This window comes from Streptomyces chengmaiensis (assembly GCF_029846775.1).
Lineage (GTDB): Bacteria > Actinomycetota > Actinomycetes > Streptomycetales > Streptomycetaceae > Streptomyces > Streptomyces chengmaiensis.
On record NZ_JARWBG010000003.1, the window covers coordinates 51,455 to 71,923 of the forward strand.

At 71.9% G+C, this 20,469-nt stretch carries 18 protein-coding genes; 6 read left to right on the top strand and 12 right to left on the bottom strand.

Going from position 1 to position 20,469, the window contains the following annotated elements; all coding sequences use genetic code 11:
- Positions 1–12 precede the first annotated feature (12 nt).
- The 4 genes from QCN29_RS03580 to QCN29_RS03595 all read right to left on the bottom strand — a co-directional run bounded on the left by QCN29_RS03580 (position 13) and on the right by QCN29_RS03595 (position 6,054).
- A complete protein-coding gene (locus QCN29_RS03580; protein ID WP_279926192.1) occupies positions 13–1,119 on the bottom strand; it encodes a PP2C family protein-serine/threonine phosphatase in 1,107 nt (368 codons plus the stop codon).
- A 270-nt stretch (positions 1,120–1,389) separates the two neighbouring features.
- Entirely contained in the window at positions 1,390–1,992 is a 603-nt protein-coding gene (locus QCN29_RS03585; RefSeq protein ID WP_279926193.1) for a hypothetical protein, read from the bottom strand.
- On the bottom strand, positions 1,989–5,201 hold the full coding sequence (locus QCN29_RS03590; RefSeq protein WP_279926194.1) for a hypothetical protein: 3,213 nt from the start codon (positions 5,199–5,201) through the stop codon (positions 1,989–1,991). The genes QCN29_RS03585 and QCN29_RS03590 overlap by 4 nt, the downstream gene beginning before the upstream one ends.
- Positions 5,194–6,054, bottom strand: a complete 861-nt coding sequence (locus QCN29_RS03595; RefSeq protein ID WP_279926195.1) for a hypothetical protein — start codon at positions 6,052–6,054, stop codon at positions 5,194–5,196. Before QCN29_RS03595 ends, QCN29_RS03590 begins: the two co-directional genes overlap by 8 nt.
- Positions 6,055–6,226: 172 nt before the next feature.
- Between QCN29_RS03595 and QCN29_RS03600 the strand changes: the two genes are divergently transcribed.
- Positions 6,227–7,285, top strand: a complete 1,059-nt coding sequence (locus tag QCN29_RS03600; RefSeq protein WP_279926196.1) for a right-handed parallel beta-helix repeat-containing protein — start codon at positions 6,227–6,229, stop codon at positions 7,283–7,285.
- Between the two features lie 55 nt (positions 7,286–7,340).
- Entirely contained in the window at positions 7,341–8,366 is a 1,026-nt protein-coding gene (locus tag QCN29_RS03605) for a methyltransferase (protein ID WP_279926197.1), read from the top strand.
- Positions 8,367–8,456: 90 nt separating this feature from the next.
- Here the strand turns inward: QCN29_RS03605 and QCN29_RS03610 are convergent, their stop codons facing one another.
- Genes QCN29_RS03610 through QCN29_RS03640 form a run of 7 tightly spaced genes read right to left on the bottom strand, consistent with a single transcriptional unit; the run spans position 8,457 to position 13,672 of the window.
- Positions 8,457–8,780 (bottom strand): TcmI family type II polyketide cyclase, encoded by a 324-nt coding sequence (locus QCN29_RS03610; protein ID WP_279926198.1) that lies wholly within the window; start codon positions 8,778–8,780, stop codon positions 8,457–8,459.
- A 20-nt stretch (positions 8,781–8,800) separates the two neighbouring features.
- Positions 8,801–9,280, bottom strand: coding sequence for an SRPBCC family protein (locus tag QCN29_RS03615; protein WP_279926199.1), 480 nt, complete (start codon positions 9,278–9,280; stop codon positions 8,801–8,803).
- Position 9,281: 1 nt separating this feature from the next.
- Positions 9,282–9,539, bottom strand: a complete 258-nt coding sequence (locus QCN29_RS03620; protein WP_279926200.1) for an acyl carrier protein — start codon at positions 9,537–9,539, stop codon at positions 9,282–9,284.
- Positions 9,540–9,571: 32 nt separating this feature from the next.
- On the bottom strand, positions 9,572–10,822 hold the full coding sequence (locus QCN29_RS03625; protein WP_279926201.1) for a ketosynthase chain-length factor: 1,251 nt from the start codon (positions 10,820–10,822) through the stop codon (positions 9,572–9,574).
- The gene (locus QCN29_RS03630) at positions 10,819–12,087 is read right to left on the bottom strand and encodes a beta-ketoacyl-[acyl-carrier-protein] synthase family protein (protein WP_279926202.1); all 1,269 of its coding nucleotides are present in this window, start codon (positions 12,085–12,087) and stop codon (positions 10,819–10,821) included. Before QCN29_RS03630 ends, QCN29_RS03625 begins: the two co-directional genes overlap by 4 nt.
- Positions 12,084–12,548: a cupin domain-containing protein gene (locus QCN29_RS03635; RefSeq protein WP_279926203.1), complete on the bottom strand. Its 465-nt coding sequence runs from the start codon at positions 12,546–12,548 to the stop codon at positions 12,084–12,086. Before QCN29_RS03635 ends, QCN29_RS03630 begins: the two co-directional genes overlap by 4 nt.
- 47 nt (positions 12,549–12,595) lie before the next feature.
- Entirely contained in the window at positions 12,596–13,672 is a 1,077-nt protein-coding gene (locus QCN29_RS03640; RefSeq protein ID WP_279926204.1) for a SchA/CurD-like domain-containing protein, read from the bottom strand.
- A 199-nt stretch (positions 13,673–13,871) separates the two neighbouring features.
- Between QCN29_RS03640 and QCN29_RS03645 the strand changes: the two genes are divergently transcribed.
- Positions 13,872–15,551, top strand: coding sequence for an FAD-dependent oxidoreductase (locus QCN29_RS03645; RefSeq protein ID WP_279926205.1), 1,680 nt, complete (start codon positions 13,872–13,874; stop codon positions 15,549–15,551).
- Between the two features lie 200 nt (positions 15,552–15,751).
- Here QCN29_RS03645 and QCN29_RS03650 read toward each other — a convergent pair whose 3' ends face one another.
- Entirely contained in the window at positions 15,752–17,206 is a 1,455-nt protein-coding gene (locus QCN29_RS03650) for a glyceraldehyde-3-phosphate dehydrogenase (protein WP_279926206.1), read from the bottom strand.
- Between the two features lie 185 nt (positions 17,207–17,391).
- Between QCN29_RS03650 and QCN29_RS03655 the strand changes: the two genes are divergently transcribed.
- From QCN29_RS03655 to QCN29_RS03665, 3 genes are all read left to right on the top strand, one after another.
- A complete protein-coding gene (locus QCN29_RS03655) occupies positions 17,392–18,795 on the top strand; it encodes a glutamine synthetase family protein (protein WP_279926207.1) in 1,404 nt (467 codons plus the stop codon).
- Between the two features lie 181 nt (positions 18,796–18,976).
- Positions 18,977–19,723: a CBS domain-containing protein gene (locus QCN29_RS03660; RefSeq protein WP_279926208.1), complete on the top strand. Its 747-nt coding sequence runs from the start codon at positions 18,977–18,979 to the stop codon at positions 19,721–19,723.
- Positions 19,720–20,346, top strand: coding sequence for a CBS domain-containing protein (locus QCN29_RS03665; protein WP_279926209.1), 627 nt, complete (start codon positions 19,720–19,722; stop codon positions 20,344–20,346). The genes QCN29_RS03660 and QCN29_RS03665 overlap by 4 nt, the downstream gene beginning before the upstream one ends.
- Positions 20,347–20,469 lie beyond the last annotated feature (123 nt).

A 20,469-nucleotide genomic window follows, 5' to 3' on the forward strand; every position in this document is an offset into this window, starting at 1 on the left:
GCGGCCTGCCTCTCACGGCGGCCTGTCGGCCGTTTCGTCCAGCCGGTCGACGACGAGCATGGCGACGTCGTCCGCCAGGCGGCCGTCCGTATGGCGGATCAGGCCGAGGTGCAGCGCCTCGAGGAACTCCGACGGAGTGCAGCCCGCCGGCGCCGATTCCGCCGCCTCGGGCAGGGGGAAGAACCTGCCGTCGGCGTCCCGGGCCTCGACCACGCCGTCCGTGTGCAGCAGCAGTCGGTCACCGGGCTCGAACACATAGCTCTCGGCCTCCGCCGGAGGACCGGTGATGAATTCGTCGAGACCGAGGGGCGGCAGGGGACTGACCGGCACCAGCTCCTCCGCCCTGCCCTGGTGCAGCCGCAGCGGAGGGGTGTGGCCGCGGTTGACCACGAGGACCTCATGGCTGTCCGGCACCTGGGCCAGCAGCGCGGTGACAAAGCTCTCCGCCTCGCTCTCGAGGAGGTCGTCCGCCGGGTCCTCGCAGCCACCGTCCGGACCTGCGAAGTCCGCCACGACGCCTTCCCGCCGCAGCGCCGCCGCGCAGTGGTTCATGACCTCAACCAGTTCGTCCTCGTAGTGCACGGCCTCCCGGAACGCGCCCAGCACCACCGCGGCGGCCCGCACGGCGGGCAGCCCCTTGCCCCGTACGTCACCGACGATCATCCGGACCCCGTAGCGGGTCGGCACGGCCTCGTACAGGTCGCCGCCGATCTGCGCGCCGGCCTCGGCCGCGAGGTACATGCTGGCCGCCTGCACCGAGTCCAGCCGTGCCGGCACGGGTCTCAGGATGACCTCCTGTGCCGCCACGGCGATCCTGCGGACCTGGTTGAGCTCGCTCTGCCGGCGGCTGTGCACGGCGTCGCTCGTGACGACGCTCGCGGAGGTCACCACGATGATGCCCAGGGCGTTGCTGGCCGCCTGTCCCTCACCCCACGAGCCGTGCATGGTGGCGCTGATCGCGGTGACGGAGAACGCCAGGGCCGCCGCGGTGAGGATGCCCGTGCGGCCCATCGTCAGCGAGGCGAGTGCGGGCATCGCGGTGAGCAGTGGCCCGGTATACAGAAAGTGTGCGGGTGTGAGCTCGATGGTGAGCCCGACCAGGATGATCGCGAAGGGCACGACTTGCGCGAGCCTGATCAGGACCGGGCTGTGTCCGACTGCTCCCGGTGGGTGAGCGGAGCGGAAGAGCGACCGCATGCGTTAAGCGTGCCTCGCTGGCATCGGGGATTCCACTTGTCGCGGGCGAGGAACCTGCCCGCCGGGACCGGACGCCCCCCTCGACGGTCTGCGCCGGGTCCGGGCCGCTCCGCATCCGTCGGCGCGGGGCGGGGCGGCCCGGAGCCGGTCAGCGCTCCTGCCGGACCGGGGGCGGTCCCGCGGGTCCCCGGCTCACTGCCCGGACGGCTGGTCGGGGCCGGGCCGCGGCGGCTCTCCGTCGTGCGGGGGCATCTGCGTGGCGGTCGTCTCCCAGAACGGCCGGGGGCTCTGCTGCGCTCCCCCGCCGGCCCGAAGGGTCTCCGCCGTGGTGTTCCCGGCGCTGTCCACGGCACGCTGGGTTCCCGTGCGCAGGAAGTCGACCACCGCTTGGGCCCGGTCTCCGAGCTGCCACGTTTCCAGCATGTTGCCGTCGATCAGTCTGCCGATCAGCTCCATGGAGTCCTGTCGCGCCTCGCGCTGCTCGCTCTTGAGCAGGGCGTGGATCCTGGAGAGGTCGTCGGGGTTGCGGGCCAGCATCTGCGCCATGACGGAGATCTCGCCGTTCTCCAGCGCGGACTGGAAGTGCGCCGTCCATTCACGGATGTTCTCCCGCTCATGGGTGTTCTGCAGCTTGCGCAGCTGCTGCTCGACGCGTTCCATCGCGGTCTGGTGCTGCGCCTGAACGACGCTCTCGGTGTGCCTGATGGTCAGGTTGTCCGGGATGATGTCGACGAAGAGCTGGAGTTCCAGGCCGAACTCGCCGCCGAGTTCCGCCTCGTCCAGGGCATTCCTCACCGCTTCGTTGGCCTCGTGGGCCGAGCGCATTCCGAAGGCCCGGACACGCTGCGCAGCCGGTCCTCCATTTCGGGCACCATGAGCTGGGCCACGTCGGTGATCTGGCTCTTGGCCACCTTGAACGGATCGACGACGCGCCACCGCACCTTCACCCTGGCCGGGAAGAACAGGGCGGGATCCGCGCTGGGAAGCTCCATCTCGAAAGCCGTGACGTGCCAGCCGAGCTGGACGTCGATGACGGTGTAGGGCGCGGGGGTGAACCACTTGCGGAAGAAGTTCTCGACGGCGTCGGCCGTCACCAGCCTGGGGCGGCTGTACCGGTGGAAGAGCGCGGACGCCACCTGTGCGCTGGAGTGCTGGTAGGGCCACCTCGGCTTGTACTCACGGACGAAGGGTCCGGGCATGTCCTGCGAGGGTCGCTGCTGATGCGGGCGCTCGCGCCTGGACCGGGGCGGGGGCGGCCCCATGGGAACGGCAGGCGGCTGGTAGTGCGGGCTCTGCGGGGAGAAGCCCGGACGCGCCGCCGCCTGGTTCGGCGGGTTGGCGGCCCATGCGTGCTGCTGCGGGTAGGGAGGGTGAGCCTGTGCACTCATGCTGGTTGATCCCTCTGGTGCGGAACTGCTCTGCGGACGTCTCCGGCCGTGCCGGGGTGCGCCGTCCTGCGGCTGCGCTCCGGGCCGGTCTTGGGGGGAGCCGGCGGACAGCCCGTGCTCCGGGGTCTTGGCCGGCAGATGAGTCATCTCACCTGCCGATGGCTGCTGCGGAAGCCGGCCCCAGGGCTGTTGCCCGCCGTGGGGCGGCTGAGCTGGCGTGTTCATCTGTTGTGTCCTTTCGGCACGTCGTGGAGCCGCCGTCCTGCGGTGCGAGCGAACCGGAGGGGACCGGGCACCCGACGGGCGGCGTGGGCGGGGGTTCAGGCGGCGGACAGTGCGTCGGCGAGGCGCTGCAAGGTGGTGGTCCGGAGAGTCTCGTCCGGGTCGTTCGTCAACCGCTGCACCAGGTGGCGCAGTCGCTGGGATCCCGCCGGGTGGGCCGCCAGCAGGGGGATGAACCCGCAGAGTTCGTCCAGCAGTGCCGGCCGTTCGGCCGCCTCGGCGCAGCCACTCGGTCAGCGCGTCGACGGCAGCGCTGCGCGAGCGTGACGTCTCCAGCGCGAATCGCATGAGGTCCGCCAGCCTGGTCCGCTGATCCGGCCTGGTGGCCAGCAGCGTCGCCAGCAGCGGCCAGTCGCCGTACGGCTCCAGGGAGCTGCGCTCTTCCAGCGTCCACACCGCCCAGGTGCGCAGTGAGGCGATCTGGATGACGCTCAGCAGGCCCAGGTCGTTGTGGCTGCGCCGGCCGTCGGCCAGCCACATGCCGATCCGGCTGACGACCGTGGACGGGTCGTCACCGGCCAGCAGCCTCGCCACGCTGTAGGCGACGTCTCCCATGAGGTCCCAGTCGTCGCGCCGCGCAAGGCGTCCCAGGCTGCTCAGGCATGCCGCGGTGTCCGGCGCGATGACGCCGAAGCCATGGGCGAGGGCGGTGCTGCGCCGGAGTTCGGGGTCGTCCCCCTCGGCCCACAGCTGCAGCACGCTGTCGAGCATCAGCCGTGTGCCGGGGTCCTCGGCCGCCGCCGCCATCGCCGTCGCCGCCGCTCGGCGCGGGGTGTCGGACAGGGAGGCGGACAGCGGGAGGAGCAGTTCGTGCAGCACATAGGCGCTGTCGTGCCGGAGCAGGACCCCGCAGGTCACCGCGGCGGGCAGCCATACGGCGGGGCGCGGGTCGTCGCACTGGGCGCGCAGCCACCGGATCAGCGGTCCCCGTGCGTCGTGGTGCCTGCTCCACACCTCGAGGAGCACCGCCAGGGACAGGGCACGGCCCTGGAAGCGCACCCGGGTCGTCTTCACCCGCACACCGGCGAGCTCGGCCTCGCTCTCCTCCAGCACCGCCCGTGCCGCGGAGAGCTGCGTCTCCTGGCTGTCGGTGAACAACGGCCGCCCCGGCTCCTCTTCGGGCGTCGCGGTGGTCATGAACTCCCGGGCGAGTCGTTCGGCCGCCTCGGCGGCCAGGCCGTAGGGGGAGCCGTTGTACGCCGCAAGGGCGCAGCGGAAGGCCGCGATGCGCAGGGTGTTCGGCGTCGCCCCCGGGCTTGCGCCCCGGCCGGCCCCGGAGAACCAGCTGCGGGCCTGGTGCTCGGCGAACCGCCCGCACTCGGCCAGCAGTTCCTGCTCGCCGATTTCGCCCCGGACCTGCCGGGCCAGCAGTCCGGACAGGGTCACGGCCTCATGGGGACGAAGGACGTCGAGCCCCAAGGCCTCTTGTACGGCATCCGTGTTCGCCAGCGTCATGGCCTGCTCGACCGTTCCGGTCCGGCCCTGGCCCAGTTCCCGCAGGAGATGCGCACGCAGCACCATCTGCGGGTCGGGAGGTTCGAACATGCGGGCGTACCTGCCCCGGAGCAACTCGTCGGCGAAGCCGCCGGGGTCCACCACGAGCACTGCGAAGGAGCTCGTCCTCTGCAGCAGATCGCGGAGGCGGTCCAGATGCACACCGGCGGGGCGGCGGGCGAGACGGACGACGAGTTCCGCCAGCCCTTCCCCGGCCTGATCCGCCTGGCGGGCGTCGTCGTCGCCCGAGACCTCCAGCAGATAGCCCCGCTCCGGCCGGATGTCCTCTTCCGCAATGCGGTCGATCTCGGTGGCCGAGTCCATGCGGTGGACTTCGCCGCGTGCCGCCTCGTCCAGGAGCGACACCGCGGTGAACGCGCGTCCCGAGCCCGCGTCGCCGCACAGCACCAGCAGGCGCTCTCGCCTCAGCTCTGCCTGCAGCCGCCGGTACCGCGTCGGCTCCACGAACACCAGCCGCAGGTCGCGCAGTTCCTCCCGGGGCACGGAGCCGGACACCAGGGAGAGCCGCGGGCCCGTGCCGTGATGGTGGTGGACGTCACCGGCGTGCACATAGGCGTTCTGGCCGTCGACCACCGTGTTGTATCCGTGTACCCGGAAGTTCGCCCCCGCCTGTTGGGCGGCGTAGGCGGCGCCGGAGTCCGCCACGCTGCTGCGGACGCCGGAGAAGCTTCTTCCCGCCTCGCCGGAGGCGGCGCCTTCGGGCCGCCTGCCTTCCCCGGCGCCGGAGTCCTCTGCCCCTCGACTGCCTCCGCCCGCCGCGGGCGCCGCGGCCGGCGCGGCGGGCGCGGCGGGCGCGGCGCGCTGTCCCCCTTCACTCATCGCGGGCCCCCGTCTTCCCCTCGGGCCAGGACACGTTGATCGTCTGGCTGCCGCCGTCGATGTTCTGGTTCACGCCGTCCACGTGGATGTTCCACTTGTTGTGGTAGAGGGGGGCGGCGGGGGCACTGAGCGGCGGATCCTCCGCGGTCCTCACCGGCCCGGCGGCGGCGCCCTGCGCGGCGCCGCCCTGCGCCGTGCCAGCCGGCTCGGGGCCGGGGTGCGGGCCGGGGCCGGGGGGCGGGCCGGAGTCCCGCGGGACGGGGAACGGAGGCGCCGGCAGCCTCGGCACATACAGCCAGGCGGACTGCGGCTTCCCCTTCACCCGCACCGCGGCCGAACGGTAGTGCTCGGGTTCGACGAATCGCCCGCCTTCCGCGATCACCGTGTCATAGAGCAGCTGCGAGGCCACGAAGACCAGATCGGAGCTCTCGGCCGCCGTGAGCACGGCCCGCGCCTCGGGGCAGTCGCACAGTCCGCAGGCGATGTCGACGGTGCCGCCCACCAGGCCGCGTCCGTCATCCGTGACGGGCCCCATATGCATGGCGATCCGAAGCCGGACCCTTGACGCCGGGTCGGTCGCATGTTGCTCCTCCCGCAGCTGCTGGTAGACCTCCTCCAGCCAGATGCCGACCATGTGCTGCGGCGGAACCGCCGGGTCCATGGCCAGTAGCACGCCGTCTCCGCGGTCCTCCAGATGGACCGTCTCGGACGGCACGCCGATCGCAGCCGAAGCGGCGTGCACCACCCGGTATACCGTGTCGCGTAACCGGAGCTTCCCCTTGGCGTCACGGCGGGAAGACCCCTCCGCGTCCACGCTGACGACCAACCGGTTCAACGCCTGAAGCCGCTTCACTCGCACTCCCCTGCGCGTCATTCGGACAGGGAAAGTCTGCCTCCGGCGCACCCTCGCGTATGTAGTGATTTACACAATCGGGGGAGATTCCTCAGCGCGACCGCTCACATGACACGCCGTCGTATGGCCCATCCGCCCATCCCGAGGGCCACCCGGCCCTACCGTACGAAATATGTCGAAATACCGTATCGCGTATCTGACGTGCACCGCAGCGCTCCTCGGCGCCGGGCTCGGCGCCGCCCCGGAGGCGAGCGCCCACCCCATCCACGTGGTCAGTCCGGGGGAATCCATCCAGGAGGCTGTCGACGCCGCTCAGCCGGGGGACATCGTTCTCCTCACCCCCGGCACCTACCGCGAGAGTGTCGAGGTCCGCACACCCGGGCTGACGCTGCGCGGCATGGGCCGGAGCACCGTGATCGAGCCGGGACCGGACAAGGCAGCCAACAAGTGCGCCGAGGACGGCAACGGCATCTGCGTCACCGGAACGAAGGAGCGCCGCCTCGAGGACGTCACCGTGGCCTCCCTGGCCGTGACCGGCTTCACCGGGACCGGTGTGAGCGCCTTCGCGACCGACGGGCTGACCGTGCGGAACGTGATCGCGGTGGACAACGGCGTGTGGGGCATCGCCCAGGAGCGCTCCGTGCGCAGTCTGTTCCGGCAGAACACCGCCCGGGACAACGGCGACGCGGGGCTCTTTCTCGCCAACACGATCAAAGCCGAGGAAGGGGCCATGGACACCGGGGGAACGGTGGTCGAGCACAACCGGCTCGAGGGCAACCGGATCGGGCTCACCGTCCGCCGGCTGAGGAACCTCACCGTCGCAAACAACCACCTCACCCGCAACTGCGCCGGGATGTTCGTCGTCGGGGACGAGAACAAGCCCAGCGCCGGGGCCCTGACCGTGCGGGACAACCACATCGACAAGAACAACAAGTACTGCCCGGAGTCCACTCGGCTGCCCGCCATCCAGGGGTCGGGCATCGTCCTGACCGGCGCCGAGGACACCCTGGTGGCGCGGAACCTGATCACGGACAACGTGGGCGCCTCCCCGCTGTCCGGCGGGATCGTCGTGTTCAAGAGTCTCGTGGGCGCCGCCACCGAGCGGAACCGGGTCAGCGGCAACACGCTCCGGGGCAACGCCCCTGCGGACCTCGTCAACACGGAGACCGGCCAGGGCAACACGTTCGACGGCAACCACTGCAGCACATCCAAGCCCGCGGGACTGTGCTGACCGGCCGGCCGGTCAGCCATGCGCAGGCTCGCAAGCCAAGAAGGGAAGGCGGCACGTGACGACCGCTGAAACCGCTCCGCCGCCGTCGATGCGGCTGAGGGAACTCGTCTTCGGCGCGGCATGCGCCGCCGCCGTCCGGGCGGCCGCCCGGCTGGGCGTCGCCGACGCCCTCGGGGACTCCCCCATGACGGCGGAGGACCTCGCCGCGGCGGTGAAGACCGAACCCGGGCCGCTTCGCCGGCTGCTGCGGGCCTTGTCCTGCCACGGCGTCTTCGCCGAGCAGGAGGACGGGACGTTCGCCCATACCGGCATGTCCCGCCTGCTGCGCGAGGACGATCCGAACAGCCTGCGCTCCATCTCGCTGTGGTGCACCGAACCGTGGACCTGGGACGCGTGGCCGAGGCTGGACGAGGCGCTGCGCTCCGGGCGGAACGTCGTCGAGGACCTGTACGGCAAGGAGTTCTTCGCCTACCTCAACGAGGACGCCCCGGAGTCGGCCGATGTCTTCAACCGCGCGATGACGACGTCCAGCAGGCAGTCGGCGCAGGACGTGGCGGCGCTCCTCGACCTGTCCGGCAGCACGTCGGTGGCGGATGTGGGAGGCGGCCAGGGGCATGTGCTGGCGAGCCTTCTGGACAAGTACCCGTCGATGCAGGGCAGCCTGCTCGATCTGCCCCGGGTGGTCGAGAACGCCCTGCCGCGGCTGCGTGAGGGCGACCTCGCGGACCGCTCCCGCATCGTCCCCGGCGACGTCCGGGCGGCCGTCCCGGTCAGGGCCGACGTCTACATCGTCAAGAACATCCTGGAGTGGGACGACGAGAGCACGGCCAGGACGCTGGGCAACATCGTCCGGACGGGCGGCCCGGGGGCCCGGGTCGTGGTCATCGAGAACCTCGTCGACGACACCCCCTCGATGCGCTTCAGCACGGCCATGGACCTGCTGCTGCTCCTCAACGTCGGCGGGGCCAAGCACACTGCCGACAGCCTGGCCAGCCGGTTGACCGACGCGGGCCTCGTCATCGACGCCATCCGCCAGGTCAACCCCCACCTGCACGCGTTCGACTGCACCGTGCACGGTTGATCACCACTGGGACGTCCGCGGACCGACGGTTCGCCGGGCCCGCGGCGCACGCGGGCCCGGCGACCTCGGGCCGGACGGCTCCTTCGCGGTTCAGTCGCGCTCCCAGTGGTAGAAGCACCGTGCCATCGCGTCCTTCGGCGAACGCCAGGTCGCGGGGTCGTACGCGGTGACGTACGCCGACAGCCGCTCGCTGACGGCGCGGAACTCGGGGTGGCCGGCCACCTTGGCGATGGCGGGCTCCGGGTCCTGATCGGACTCGATGAGGTGCAGGTACACGTCGCCGAACTGGAAGAGGCTGCGCCGGGAGACCCCCACGAGGCGGGGCAGCTCTCCGCGGTCGGATTCCTCGAACACCTCGGCGATGTCCTGGGCCGATCCCGGGAGCATACGGGCGACGATCAGAGTGTGGCCCATCGTCCTGTCCTCCGTCCGGCTCAGTCGGCCGGCGCCGGCACGGGACGGCGGTCCGCCGCGGCCTGCTCGACGCGATCCCGGATCAGCGCCATCTGGACCTTCGAGTTCCGGTTGATGTTGTCGGTCATCCACGCGTCGTCGACCGGCGCGTCCGGCTTCATCTCGAAGTCCTGCGTCCAGACCATGCGGGTGCCCTTCCGCACCTCCTCGTACCGCCAGTGGATGTTCATATGGGCGAAGGGCCCGGTCTCCACACGACGGGCACGCACGCTGAGCGCGTCGCGGTCGGTCTCCCGCTCCGAGACCCAGCTCCACACGGTGCCGTTCTCGTCGGGGTGCATGGTCAGCCGGAAGGTGGTCTTGTTCCCCTCCCGGGAGAGGATCTCGGCGGAGGCGTACTCGCTGAACAGCCGCGGCCAGTTCGCCACGTCGTTGGTCATGTCCCAGACCAGGTCCAGCGGCGCGGCGATGGTGATCTCGTTCTCGGTGTGCCCTGCCATGTCACGCTCCTGCCATGAAGGCGCTGTTGACGAGGTTGAGGAACTCCCGGGGGGTCTTGCAGCGCTCCGCGTCGGGAGGGAGCGGCGTGCCGTACCGGTTCTCCAGCTCCCCCACGACGCCGAGCAGCCCGAGCGAGTCGATTCCGAAGGTGTCAAAGCCGGAGTCGGCCTCCTGCCGGAGACGATCCGGGGCGACCGTGACTCCGGCGGCGCCCTTCATGAGTTCGGCCAGCTCTTCCACGGTGATGCGGTCACTCATGTGATTCCTTTCCCTTGCTCTGTGACGCCCCCCTACGGGGCGTCGGCGGCGCGGTGCCGCAGCACCAGCGCCGAGTTCGAGCCCATCAGCCCCCGGCTGAGGACCAGCGCCGTGCGCAGCTCGGCTGCCTGCGCCCGGGCCGTCACAAGGCCGAGGTCATGGCAGATGTCGAACACATTGGGGGTGGGCGGGATCACGCCGTGCTCCATCGCGAGCGCCGCTGCGGCGACGTCCAGCACGGGCGCCGCGCAGTAGCCCCGGCCGATGCCGGTCTTGGGAGCCGTGACCGGCACCCGCCGGCCGTGCGCGCCGAGGGCGTCGGCGATGGCCAGCGCCTCGGCGCGGTCCGCCTCCGGCACGCCCAGAGCGTCGGCGAAGACCACGTCGATTTCCTCGGGGGCGCAGCGGGCCTCGTCCAGCGCGCCGCGGATGGCCCGGGCGAGGCCCTCCCGGGACTGCTCCCAGCGGGAGGCGCCGGTGAACGTAGACCCGTGTCCGGCGATGAAGGCCCGTACCCGCGCGCCTCGTTCCCGGGCCGATTCCGCCTCCTCCACGACGAGCATGGCGCCGCCCTCGGCGGGCACGAAGCCGCAGGCTCCGCTGGTGAACGGGCGGTAGGCCTGGTCCGGTTCACCGGCGGTGCTCAGTTCCCCGTAGCCGATCTGGCAGACCGCCGAGTAGGGGGCGAGCGGCGCCTCGGTCGATCCGGCCACCATCAGATCCGTCCCCCGCCGCACCGCCCGTGCCGCGTGCGCGAGTGCGTCCAGGCCGCCGGCCTCGTCGGCGGCGACCACCGAGCAGGGCCCTTTGAAGCCGCGGCGGATGGAGATCTGGCCTGTGCTGGCGGCGTAGAACCAGGCGATGGACTGGTAGGGGCCGACGAAGCGGCTTCCCTTTCCCCACAGTTGCTGCAGCTCCCGCTGCCCGAACTCGCCGCCCCCGGAACCGGCCGCGGTGACCACGCCGATGGAGAACGGCTCGCAGTCGGAGTCCGACCGGCCGAGCCGGGCGTCGTCCAGCGCGAGATCCGCAGCGGCCATCGCGAAGTGCGTGAACCGGTCGGTCTGGACGAGATACCGCTCCTCGATCGCCGCCGACGGGTCGAAGGACCGGACTTCGCCGGCCACCCGCAGCGGCAGGTGTCCGCAGCCGTCGCGGGTGACCCGGTCGAGGACGCTGATGCCCTCCCGGGTGGATTTCCAGAAGGTCTCGGCAGTGGTTCCGTTGGGCGCGACCACACCGATTCCGGTGACTGCCGCGCGCCTCGGACTCGTTTCGCTCATGGTGTCTTCCCCCTCTGCCGGGTAAGGATCACCGCGGACTGGAAGCCGCCGAACCCGCTGCCCACGGAGAGCACGCTGTTCAGCCTCCGCTCACGGGCGACGCGCGGAACGTAGTCCAGGTCGCACTCGGGGTCCGGGGTCTCGTAGTTCGCGGTCGGCGGCACCACCTGATGGCCCAGGGCCAGCACGCACGCGGCGACCTCGATCGCCCCGATGGCCCCGAGGGAGTGGCCCACCATGGACTTGATGGAGCTCATGGGAGTGTCGTAGGCGTGCGGCCCCAGGGCCCGTTTCACGGCGGCGGTCTCATGGCGGTCGTTCTGTTTGGTGCCCGACCCGTGCGCGTTGACGTAGTCGATCGCCGTTCCGTCGAGCCGCGCGTGGTCGAGGGCGACCTCGATGGCCCGGGCCATCTCCGTGCCCTCGCTGGTCAGACCGGTCATGTGGTAGGCGTTGCCGAAGGTGGCGTAGCCGCTGATCTCGCAGTACACCCGCGCGCCGCGGGCCCGGGCGTGTTCGAGCTCCTCCAGGACGAGCACCGCGCAGCCCTCGCCCATGACGAACCCGTCGCGGGCGGCGTCGAAGGGACGAGAGGCGTGCGCGGGGTCGTCGTTGTTGGGGGAGGTGGCCTTGATCGCGTCGAAGCAGGCCATGGTGATCGGCGAGATCGGCGAGTCCGACGCGCCGGCGATGCACACGTCGGCCCTGCCCTCCTCGATGGTGTGGAAGGCGTACCCGACCGCGTCGAGCCCCGAGGTGCACCCCGTGGAGACGGTCTGCACCGGCCCGCACGCGCCGAACCGTTCGGCCACCGCAGAGGCGAGCGTGCTGGGCGAGAACGCCCGGTGCAGTTCGGGCCGCGCCTCCCGGTGGTCGACGTCCCAGCGCTGCCCGCCATGGCTGACCAGGACGTAGTCCTGCTCCAGCCGGGTGGTGCCGCCGACGGCGGTGCCCAGGGAGACCCCCACTTGCCAGGGGTTCTCCCGGGCGAGATCGAGGCCGGAGTCCCGCACCGCCTCCTCCCCGGCGACCAGTGCGAACTGGATGTACCGGTCGGACCGTGCGATCTGCTCGGCGTCCAGCCCCTGGGCCGCCGGGTCGAAGTCGCACTCGGCGGCGATCCTCGAACGCAGGCCGGCCGGGTCGAAGAAGGTGATGCCCCGGGTGGCGGTGCGACCGGCAGTGAGCAGATCCCAGAACGCCGGCGCCCCGACGCCGCCCGGGGCGACGACTCCTATCCCGGTGACGGCCACGCGCCGGGTCACGGGCCCACCCGACGTCGTCCGGCCGCCTGCCCGGCGCCCGCGGGCGCCGCCTCCGCCCCGACCGCCGCGGCGGCGCCGGTCTCCTCCGTGTCGACATGGCCCAGTTCCGGCCGCGGCGCCAGCGGGCCGAGGTGGAAGACGAGGCGGGCCTCCACGTTGCCGACGTTGCGGAAGCGGTGGCGCATATGGGCGGGGATCATCAGCCCCTGCTCGGGCTGGAGCGGGTACGGCTCGCCGTCCAGGTCGACCTCCAGCCGACCGCAGACGGCGTAGACGAACTCCTCCGAGTACGGGTGGTAGTGCTCGCCGATGCGGTCTCCGGGCTGCACGATCGCCACCCCCATGAAGCCGCTGGTGGAGCCGACCGTGGACGGGGTGAGCATGGCGCGCAGATCGCCGCCGCGCCGGACGTTGGGTGTGACCTCGCTGAGATCGACGATCCTGGGACGGGACTTGATCACAATGTCTCCAAAGGTGTGCTGCGTCGACGTGCGGAAGCGGCCGCGGGTCAGGCGTCCGCCGAGCGGCGGTCGGTGACGAGGTCCATGGAGACGGCCTCGCTGTCGAGGAGCGCCTTCACCTTGGGGTTCTGGGAGGAGACCGCCAGGGCGGGATCGACGCCGCGTACGTCGGCCAGCCGCACCACCACGTCGTCACGCTGGAAGATCGTGCTGCGCACGACCGGGCCGTGCGGGTCGTCCGCCGCCGCCTCGTCCTGTCGGGCGAGCAGTTCGGCCAGCCGCATCCCGCAGCCCGACTTCGCCGGGTAGTACAGCGCGTGCCGCTCCGCCCCCGGGAGTTCGTCCGCCGTCACATGGTGCACGGCCGGCAGCGCCGCCCGGGTGAAGAAGATCCGTGCGGACTCCGGATCGTCGAGGTCCCGCTGCTGTTCGAGGAACGGGTTGAGAGCCTCCTCGACGGCCCGCACCTCGGGCTGCCGGGCGACATGGCGCAGCGCCGCCAGCAGGTCGCCCCGCACCTCGATGGCCCGGACGACCCGGTTGCCGTGCATGAACAGGGAGGTGCGGCACAGCCGTGTGGTGTCGTCGACCCGCGCCTGGGGCGAGGCGTACTCCGCGAGGATCCTCGCCACCTCGGCCTCGCTGCCCGGCTTCACCGTGAAGGTGAGCGCATGTCGGATCACGCCGTCCCCGATGCGCGGGGAGGCCTGCAGCCGACGCTGCGCGGACCGGGCGCCGGCCGCTTCGCCGCCGGTCTCGCGGACGACGTGGAAGCGCAGCGACCGGGTGTCGCGCACACAGGCGTGCAGCGGCTCCACCATCCGCACGTGCTCCTCGCTGTTCACCCAGGCGAGGAACGGAGGGGCGCTCTCCCACTCGCTCGTGATGAGCCATTGGGAGGGGTTCTCGATGGACTGGCACAGCTGGTCGCTGACATGGCCGGGAACGGAGGCAACCTGGTTGCACAGCAGTTCGTACGCCTCCAGGAACTGCTGCTGGGCTCCGTCGTGGACCTCGACCAGCAGGACGACCCGGAGCCGGGAGCCGTCGAAGACGGACTGGGAGACACGTGTGGGCGCCTGTCGGGGCAGCGCTTCCGATTCACGTTCGGACGTAGTGGTCATCCTGCACACATCTCCTTCGCGGGGGCGGACGCCGACGCCAAGTGCGGGTGGCACGGGCGTTCCTCGATCCTGTGCCGGTCCCCGGGGAACGCGCGACCCGCGTGGACCACGCGGGTGATTGGGCGCACGGAGCCGCTCCCACAGGGCATGGAAACTCCAACGCGCCCTACCCGCGCACTCCCGCCCCCTGGAGAATTCGATGCATCAGAAAGCCGACCACCGGGTTCCCGTCCTCATCGTCGGCGGCTCCCTGGTGGGCCTGTCCATGTCCCTGTTCCTGGGCCGCCTCGGTGTGCGCCATATGCTCGTCGAACGGCACTCCGGCACCTCGATCCACCCGCGCGGACGCGGCAACAACGTCCGGACGATGGAACTCCTCCGGGTGGCCGGAGTCGAGCCGGACATCAAGGCCGCGGCCTCGCTGCTCGCGGACAACCACGGCATCCTGCAGACCCCGACCCTGGTCGGCGACGCGGGAGAGTGGCTGTTCAGACACATCGACCCCGGTGGGGGGCTGGCCAGGTTCAGCCCCACCGCATGGTGCCTGTGCAGCCAGAACGACCTGGAACCCGTACTGCTGGACCATGCGCGCGAACTCGGCGGCGAGCTGCGCTACTCCCACGAGCTGGAGTCCTTCGAGCAGGACGCCGACGGAGTGACGGCCCTCGTACGGGACCGCGCCGCCGAGGAGCGGTACACCGTGCGGGCGGACTACGTCGTCGCCGCGGACGGTCCGCGCAGTCCGGTCCGGAGCCGGCTCGGCATCGCGCAGAGCGGGCCCGGCGAGTTGTTCGCCAACGTGAGCGTCACCTTCCGCTCCAGCCGGCTCGCCGACGCGGTCGGCGACCGGCGCTTCATCTGCTGCTACCTCACCGGCTCCGAGGCCGACGGAGCCCTCCTGCCCGTCGACAACAAGGAGCACTGGGTCTTCCACGCCCCCTGGCACCCGGAGCAGGGCGAGACCCTGGAGGAGTTCACCGAGGAACGGCTCCGGCAGCACATCCGCCGGGCCACCGGGGTTGTGGACCTCGATGTGGACATCACCGGCAAGGCGTCCTGGCGGGCGGCCGAGCGCGTCGCCGACCGGTACGCGGTCGGCCGGGTGTTCCTCGCCGGGGACTCCGCTCACGAGATGTCCCCGACGGGTGCGTTCGGTTCCAACACCGGCATCCAGGACGCGCACAATCTCGCGTGGAAGCTGGCGGCCGTCCTCGACGGCTCGGCGGGGCCCGGCCTGCTGGAGACCTACGACGCCGAGCGCAGGCCGGTGGCCCTGGCGACCAGCGCCCGAGCCTCGGCCCGCTCCGTGGAGCACAGCCACCCCGGCTTCGCGCCGCCTCCCGGCATGGGCGGCAACAAGCGGGGCGGCATCCTCAACGTCGTCCTCGCCTACCGCTACCCCCGGGGCGCCGTCGTGGGGGCCGATCCGGCCGGCCCGGTGGTGCCCGAGGACGTCCGGCTCACCGGCCAGCCGGGCAGCCGGGCCCCCCACATGTGGCTGCGCGGCCCCGGCGGGCGGCTTTCCACGCTCGATCTGTACGAGCGCTCCCTCGTGCTGCTCAGCGACGCCCGGGGCACGGCGGGATGGCACGAGGCCGCCCTCCGCATCGCCGAGCGCGACGGAACGCCGCTGACGTCGTACCGGATCGGGGAGGGGGCCGGCGCCGACCTGGTCTACGAGGCGGGCACGGCAGGCGCGGCGGGCGGCCGGGGCGGGCCGGCCGCGGCGGCCGACTGGGCACAGGCCCACGGCACGACGGCCGACGGAGCGGTGCTGGTACGCCCGGACGGGTTCGTGGCATGGCGGGCGGCGGGCTCCTCAGCGGATCCGGAGGCGGCGCTGCGGAAGGCGCTGGGCGCGGTCCTGCGGACCGGCTGAGAACTCCGGCCCGAGGCCGTGCCGAGACCGCGGAGACGGCGTCGGGACCGACGCCGAGCACGGTGGGCGTCTCCGCCGCCGACGCCGAGCACGGTGGGCGTCTCCGCCGCGGCGACGCGCAGCGGTTCAGCCGGGCCCGTGCCGAAGAGCGGTCCGCCGCCCCGCCCTGCCGGGGCGGCGGACCGGGCCGTACGGCGAGATCAGACCGCCGGGGTCGGGAAGGTGGGGTACTCCACCCCGGAGACATGCTGGACGACGCGGATGACCTGGCAGGAGTAGCCGAACTCGTTGTCGTACCACAGGTAGAGGATCGCGTTGTCGCCGTCGACCTTGGTGGCGCCGGCGTCCACGATCGAGGCGTGGCGCGAGCCGATGAAGTCGCTGGAGACCGCGTCGGGGGCGCTGATGAAGTCGATCTGGCGCTTGAGCGGCGAGGTCAGCGACACATGGCGCAGGTAGTCGAGGACCTCCTCGCGGGTGGTCTCGCGCCCGAGCCGCAGACTGAGGATCGCGATCGAGACGTCCGGCACCGGGACGCGGATCGAGCTGCCGGTGATGGGCGCCTTGAGGTCCGGGAGCGCCTTGGCGACGGCGGAGGCGGCGCCGGTCTCGGTGATGACCATGTTGAGCGGCGCGGAGCGGCCGCGGCGGTCTGCCTTGTGGTAATTGTCCAGCAGGTTCTGGTCGTTGGTGAACGAGTGGACGGTCTCGACATGGCCGCGCAGCACCCCGTACTCGTCCGCCATGGCCTTCAGCGGCGGGACGATCGCGTTGGTGGTGCAGGACGCGCAGGAGAGGATCTGCTCGTCCGGCTTGATCATGTCGTGGTTGACGCCGTGGACGACGTTGGGGACGTCGCCCTTGCCCGGCGCGGTCAGCACGACCTTGTCGACGCCGGGGCGGAGGTGCTGGGACAGGCCCTCGCGGTCGCGCCACTTGCCGGTGTTGTCGATGAGGATGGCGTCCTTGATGCCGTACGCCGTGTAGTCGACCTCCGACGGGTCGTTCGCGTAGATCACCTTGATCTCGTTGCCGTTGGCGACGATCGTGCCGTTCGCCTCGTCGACGGTGATCGTGCCCTGGAACTGGCCGTGGATGGAGTCGCGGCGCAGCAGCGAGGCGCGCTTGACGAGATCTTCGGCGCCCTTGCCGCTGCCCTTGCGGACGACGACGGCGCGCAGCCGCAGGCCGTTGCCGGAGCCGGACTTCTCGATGAGCAGGCGGGCGACGAGGCGGCCGATGCGGCCGAAGCCGTAGAGGACGACGTCGCGCGGCTCACGGCGCTCGATCTTGTTGGCGCCCGTGGCGCCGGCGACGGCCTCGGCGGTGAACTCCGCCACCGTCAGACCGCGGTCGTCGGCCCTGTAGGTCGCGGCGAGCATGCCGATGTCGATCTGCGCGGGGCCGAGGTCGAGCGTGGTGAGCGCCTGCAGGAACGGCATCGTCTCGGTGACCGAGAGTTCCTCTCCGGCTATCTGCCGGGCGAACCGGTGGGTCTTGAGGATGCTGACCACCGACTTGTTCACCAGGGAGCGGCTGTGCAGCAGGACGGTGACGTCCCGCTCGCGGTGCAGCTTCCCGATGATCGGGATCATCGACTCCGCGATCTCCTCGCGGGTCTTCCAGTTGGTGAACGAGTCGTCGTTGACAGTCACAGGATTATCTTTCGAGCTAGGCGGCGCTCATATGCTAACCCCATGTCATTTCGCTCCTTCACGGGGTGCCCCGGCCTCATGCTTCCGTGAGACGACGGCGGTGCGGGCGCGGTGCGGGCGTCGCTCCGGGCCGGGCCGGGCATGCTGGGCAGGTCAGCCGCGTGGGGTTTCGCCGAGGAGGGCGTATGACCACCCATGACGACCCGGTCCCCGGCGGGCGGCCGGGCGACGCCGAGCGGGCCGCCGCGCTGAGCGCGGAGCTGGCCGAGCGGGGTGTGCACGGCGTCGTGCTGGCGTATGTCGACACCGCCGGCATCGCACGGGTGAAGGCCGTCCCGGCGGGGAAGCTGGCCGCGGCGGCGGCGTGGGGCGTCGGGATGTCGCCGGTGTTCGACACGTTCCTCGCGGACGACGCGATCGTCTCCACCGATGTGCTCGGCTCGCCGGACGGGGATCTGCGCCTGTACCCGGATCTCGGCCGGCTGGTCGTGCTGGCCGCGCAGCCCGGCTGGGCGTGGGCGCCGGTGGACCGGATCACCCAGGAGGGCGACCGGCACCCCGGGTGCAGCCGCACCGCGCTGCGCCGGATCGTCTCGGACGCCGCCCGGGTCCACGGCATCACGTTCCGGGCGGCCGTCGAGGTCGAGTGGGCGGTCGGGCAGGCGTCGGCTCCCGGGGACTCGTTCGTGCCCGCCGCCCTGGGGCCGGCCTACGGGGCGACCCGCCTGGTCGAGCTGAGCGACTACGCCGCCGAGCTGATGGCGGCGTTCGCGGCCCAGGGCGTCGACGTCGACCAGCTGCACCCGGAGTACGCGGCCGGGCAGTTCGAGGTCTCCACGGGCTCGCTGGACCCGGTGGCCGCGGCCGACCGGAGCGTCCTGGTGCGGCAGACCATCCGGGCCGTTTCGCTGCGCCACGGCCTGCGGGCCTCGTTCTCGCCCGCGGTCCGCGCCGAGGGGGTCGGCAACGGCGGGCATGTGCACCTCTCCGCCTGGCGCGACCGAGTGAACCTGCACGCGGGCGGCGACCGCCGGTACGCGATGACGGCGGAGGCGGAGGCGTTCGCCGCCGGGGTGCTGGCGCACCTCCCGGCTCTCACGGCCGTGACCGCGCCGAGCCCCGCGAGCTATCTGCGGCTGCGGCCGTCGCAGTGGGCCGGGGTCTTCACCTGCTGGGGGCACGAGACCCGGGAGGCCGCGGTGCGGGTCATCACGGGCGCGCCGGGTCGTGCGGGCCGGGCGGCGAACCTGGAGGTGAAGCCGGTCGACCTGGCGGCCAACCCCTATCTGGCGCTCGGCTGCCTGATCTCCGCCGGGCTGCACGGCGTGGCGTCGTCCGCCGCGCTTCCCGAGGAGATCACCGGAGATCCCGCACGGCTCGACGACGCGGAGGCGGCGGCCCGCGGAGTGCGCCGCCTGCCGACGTCGCTGGGGGAGGCGGTCGAGGCGTTCCGCGGGGACGAGGAGCTCCGCGCAGCGCTGGGGCCCGTCCTGGCGGACGCCGTGACCGCCGTACGGCTCGGCGAGATCGAGGCCGTGGCGGGTCTGGACGACGAGCAGGTGGCGGCGGCGTACCGGTGGAGGTACTGACCCGGGAGGCGCGCGGCACCCTCCCCCGGCCGGGAGCCCGGCGCGCACGGCTGATCACGGCGGGCGGCGGGTCATGGGGCGATGAGTCCCATTACGGGGCCGTTCGGCTCTGCCGTCCGGCGGCCGCGGCGACGGACAGTGGATCTCCAGGGTCTCCCACGCTCCACGAGGGAGTGAGGACATGCAGCACCGCACCGTCTCCGAGGTCATGACACGCATGGTCGTCAGCGCGCGCCCCGGCTCGTCCTTCAAGGAGATCGCCCGGCTCTTCCACGACAACGACATCACGGCCGTCCCGGTGGTCGACGACGAGGGCCGGCCCCTGGGCGTGGTGTCCGAGGCGGATCTGCTGCACAAGGCGGCGAGTCTGCCGGACCCGGAGGGACGTCTGGCCCGGCTCAGGCTTGTTCCGCCGGACCGGGCACGGGCCGACGCCGAGACCGCCGAGGGGCTGATGACCTCGCCCGCGGTCACCGCGCGGCCGGGGTGGAACATCGTCGAGACGGCCAGGACGATGGACCGCAACGGGGTGAAACGGCTGCCGGTGATCGACGAGACGGGGAAGGTCGTCGGCATCGTCAGCCGCAGCGATCTGCTGCGCCCCTTCCTGCGCCACGACCACGCCATCCACGACGAGATCCGCCGGGATGTGCTGGAGCGGACCCTGGGGCTCCGCCCCGGCGCCGTAGAGGCGTCGGTCCGGGACGGTGTGGTGACGCTCACCGGCCGGGTCGAGGAGAGGGCCGACATCCCGGTGATCGAGCGGCTGTGCCAGTCCGTCGACGGCGTGGTCGCGGTGCACCAGACGATCGGCTACGTGTACGACAACCTCGGCCTGGACGTCGAGCCGCCGCACGCGGGCAGCGCCCCGCGCAACCGGGCCGGCGGCCGCCTCCCCCGGGGTGCGGAAGGGACTGTCCGGCGATGAGGCACCGCAGTGTGGCCGATCTGATGACACCCGAGGCGGTCGTCGTCCAGCGCGGCACCACGTTCAAGGAGATCGCACGCCTGCTCGACGAGTACGACATCACCGCCGTCCCGGTGGTCGACTCGGACGGTCGCCCCCTCGGCGTGGTGTCCGAAGCGGACCTGGTGCGCAGGCAGACGGCGGAGGACGGCGGCCCCGACACCGCCGAGGGGCTGATGTCCAGCCCCGCCGTGGTGGCGCGGCCCGGGTGGAGCGCGGTCCGGGCGGCCCGGGTGATGGAGCGGAACAGGGTCAAGCGTCTGCCCGTCGTATCGGACGACGGCCTGCTCATCGGGGTGCTCAGCCGCAGCGACCTGCTGCAGCTGTTCCTGCGCCGGGACCGGGCGATCCAGGAGGAGATCCTGGAGGACGTGTTCACCCGGACGCTCCGCCTGCCGCCCTCCGCGCTGGGCATCGAGGTCGCGGACGGCAGGGTCACCCTCAGCGGCACCCTGGACCGCCGGAGCCTGATCCCCGTCGCCGTACGTCTGTGCGCAAGCGTGGACGGCGTCGTGGACGTCGTCGACCGGCTCTCCTACGCCCGGGACGACACCGCGGACGAGCCCGCCGGCCCGGCCGCCTGACGCAGTGCCTCATCGGCCCTCTTCACCCGGCCCTGTCGGTCCCGGCACGGGACCGTTCGGCCCTCGATGCCGTGGCGGAGACCGATGGAGGGTGTCCATGGGACGGATGGCGTCCGGGGATGA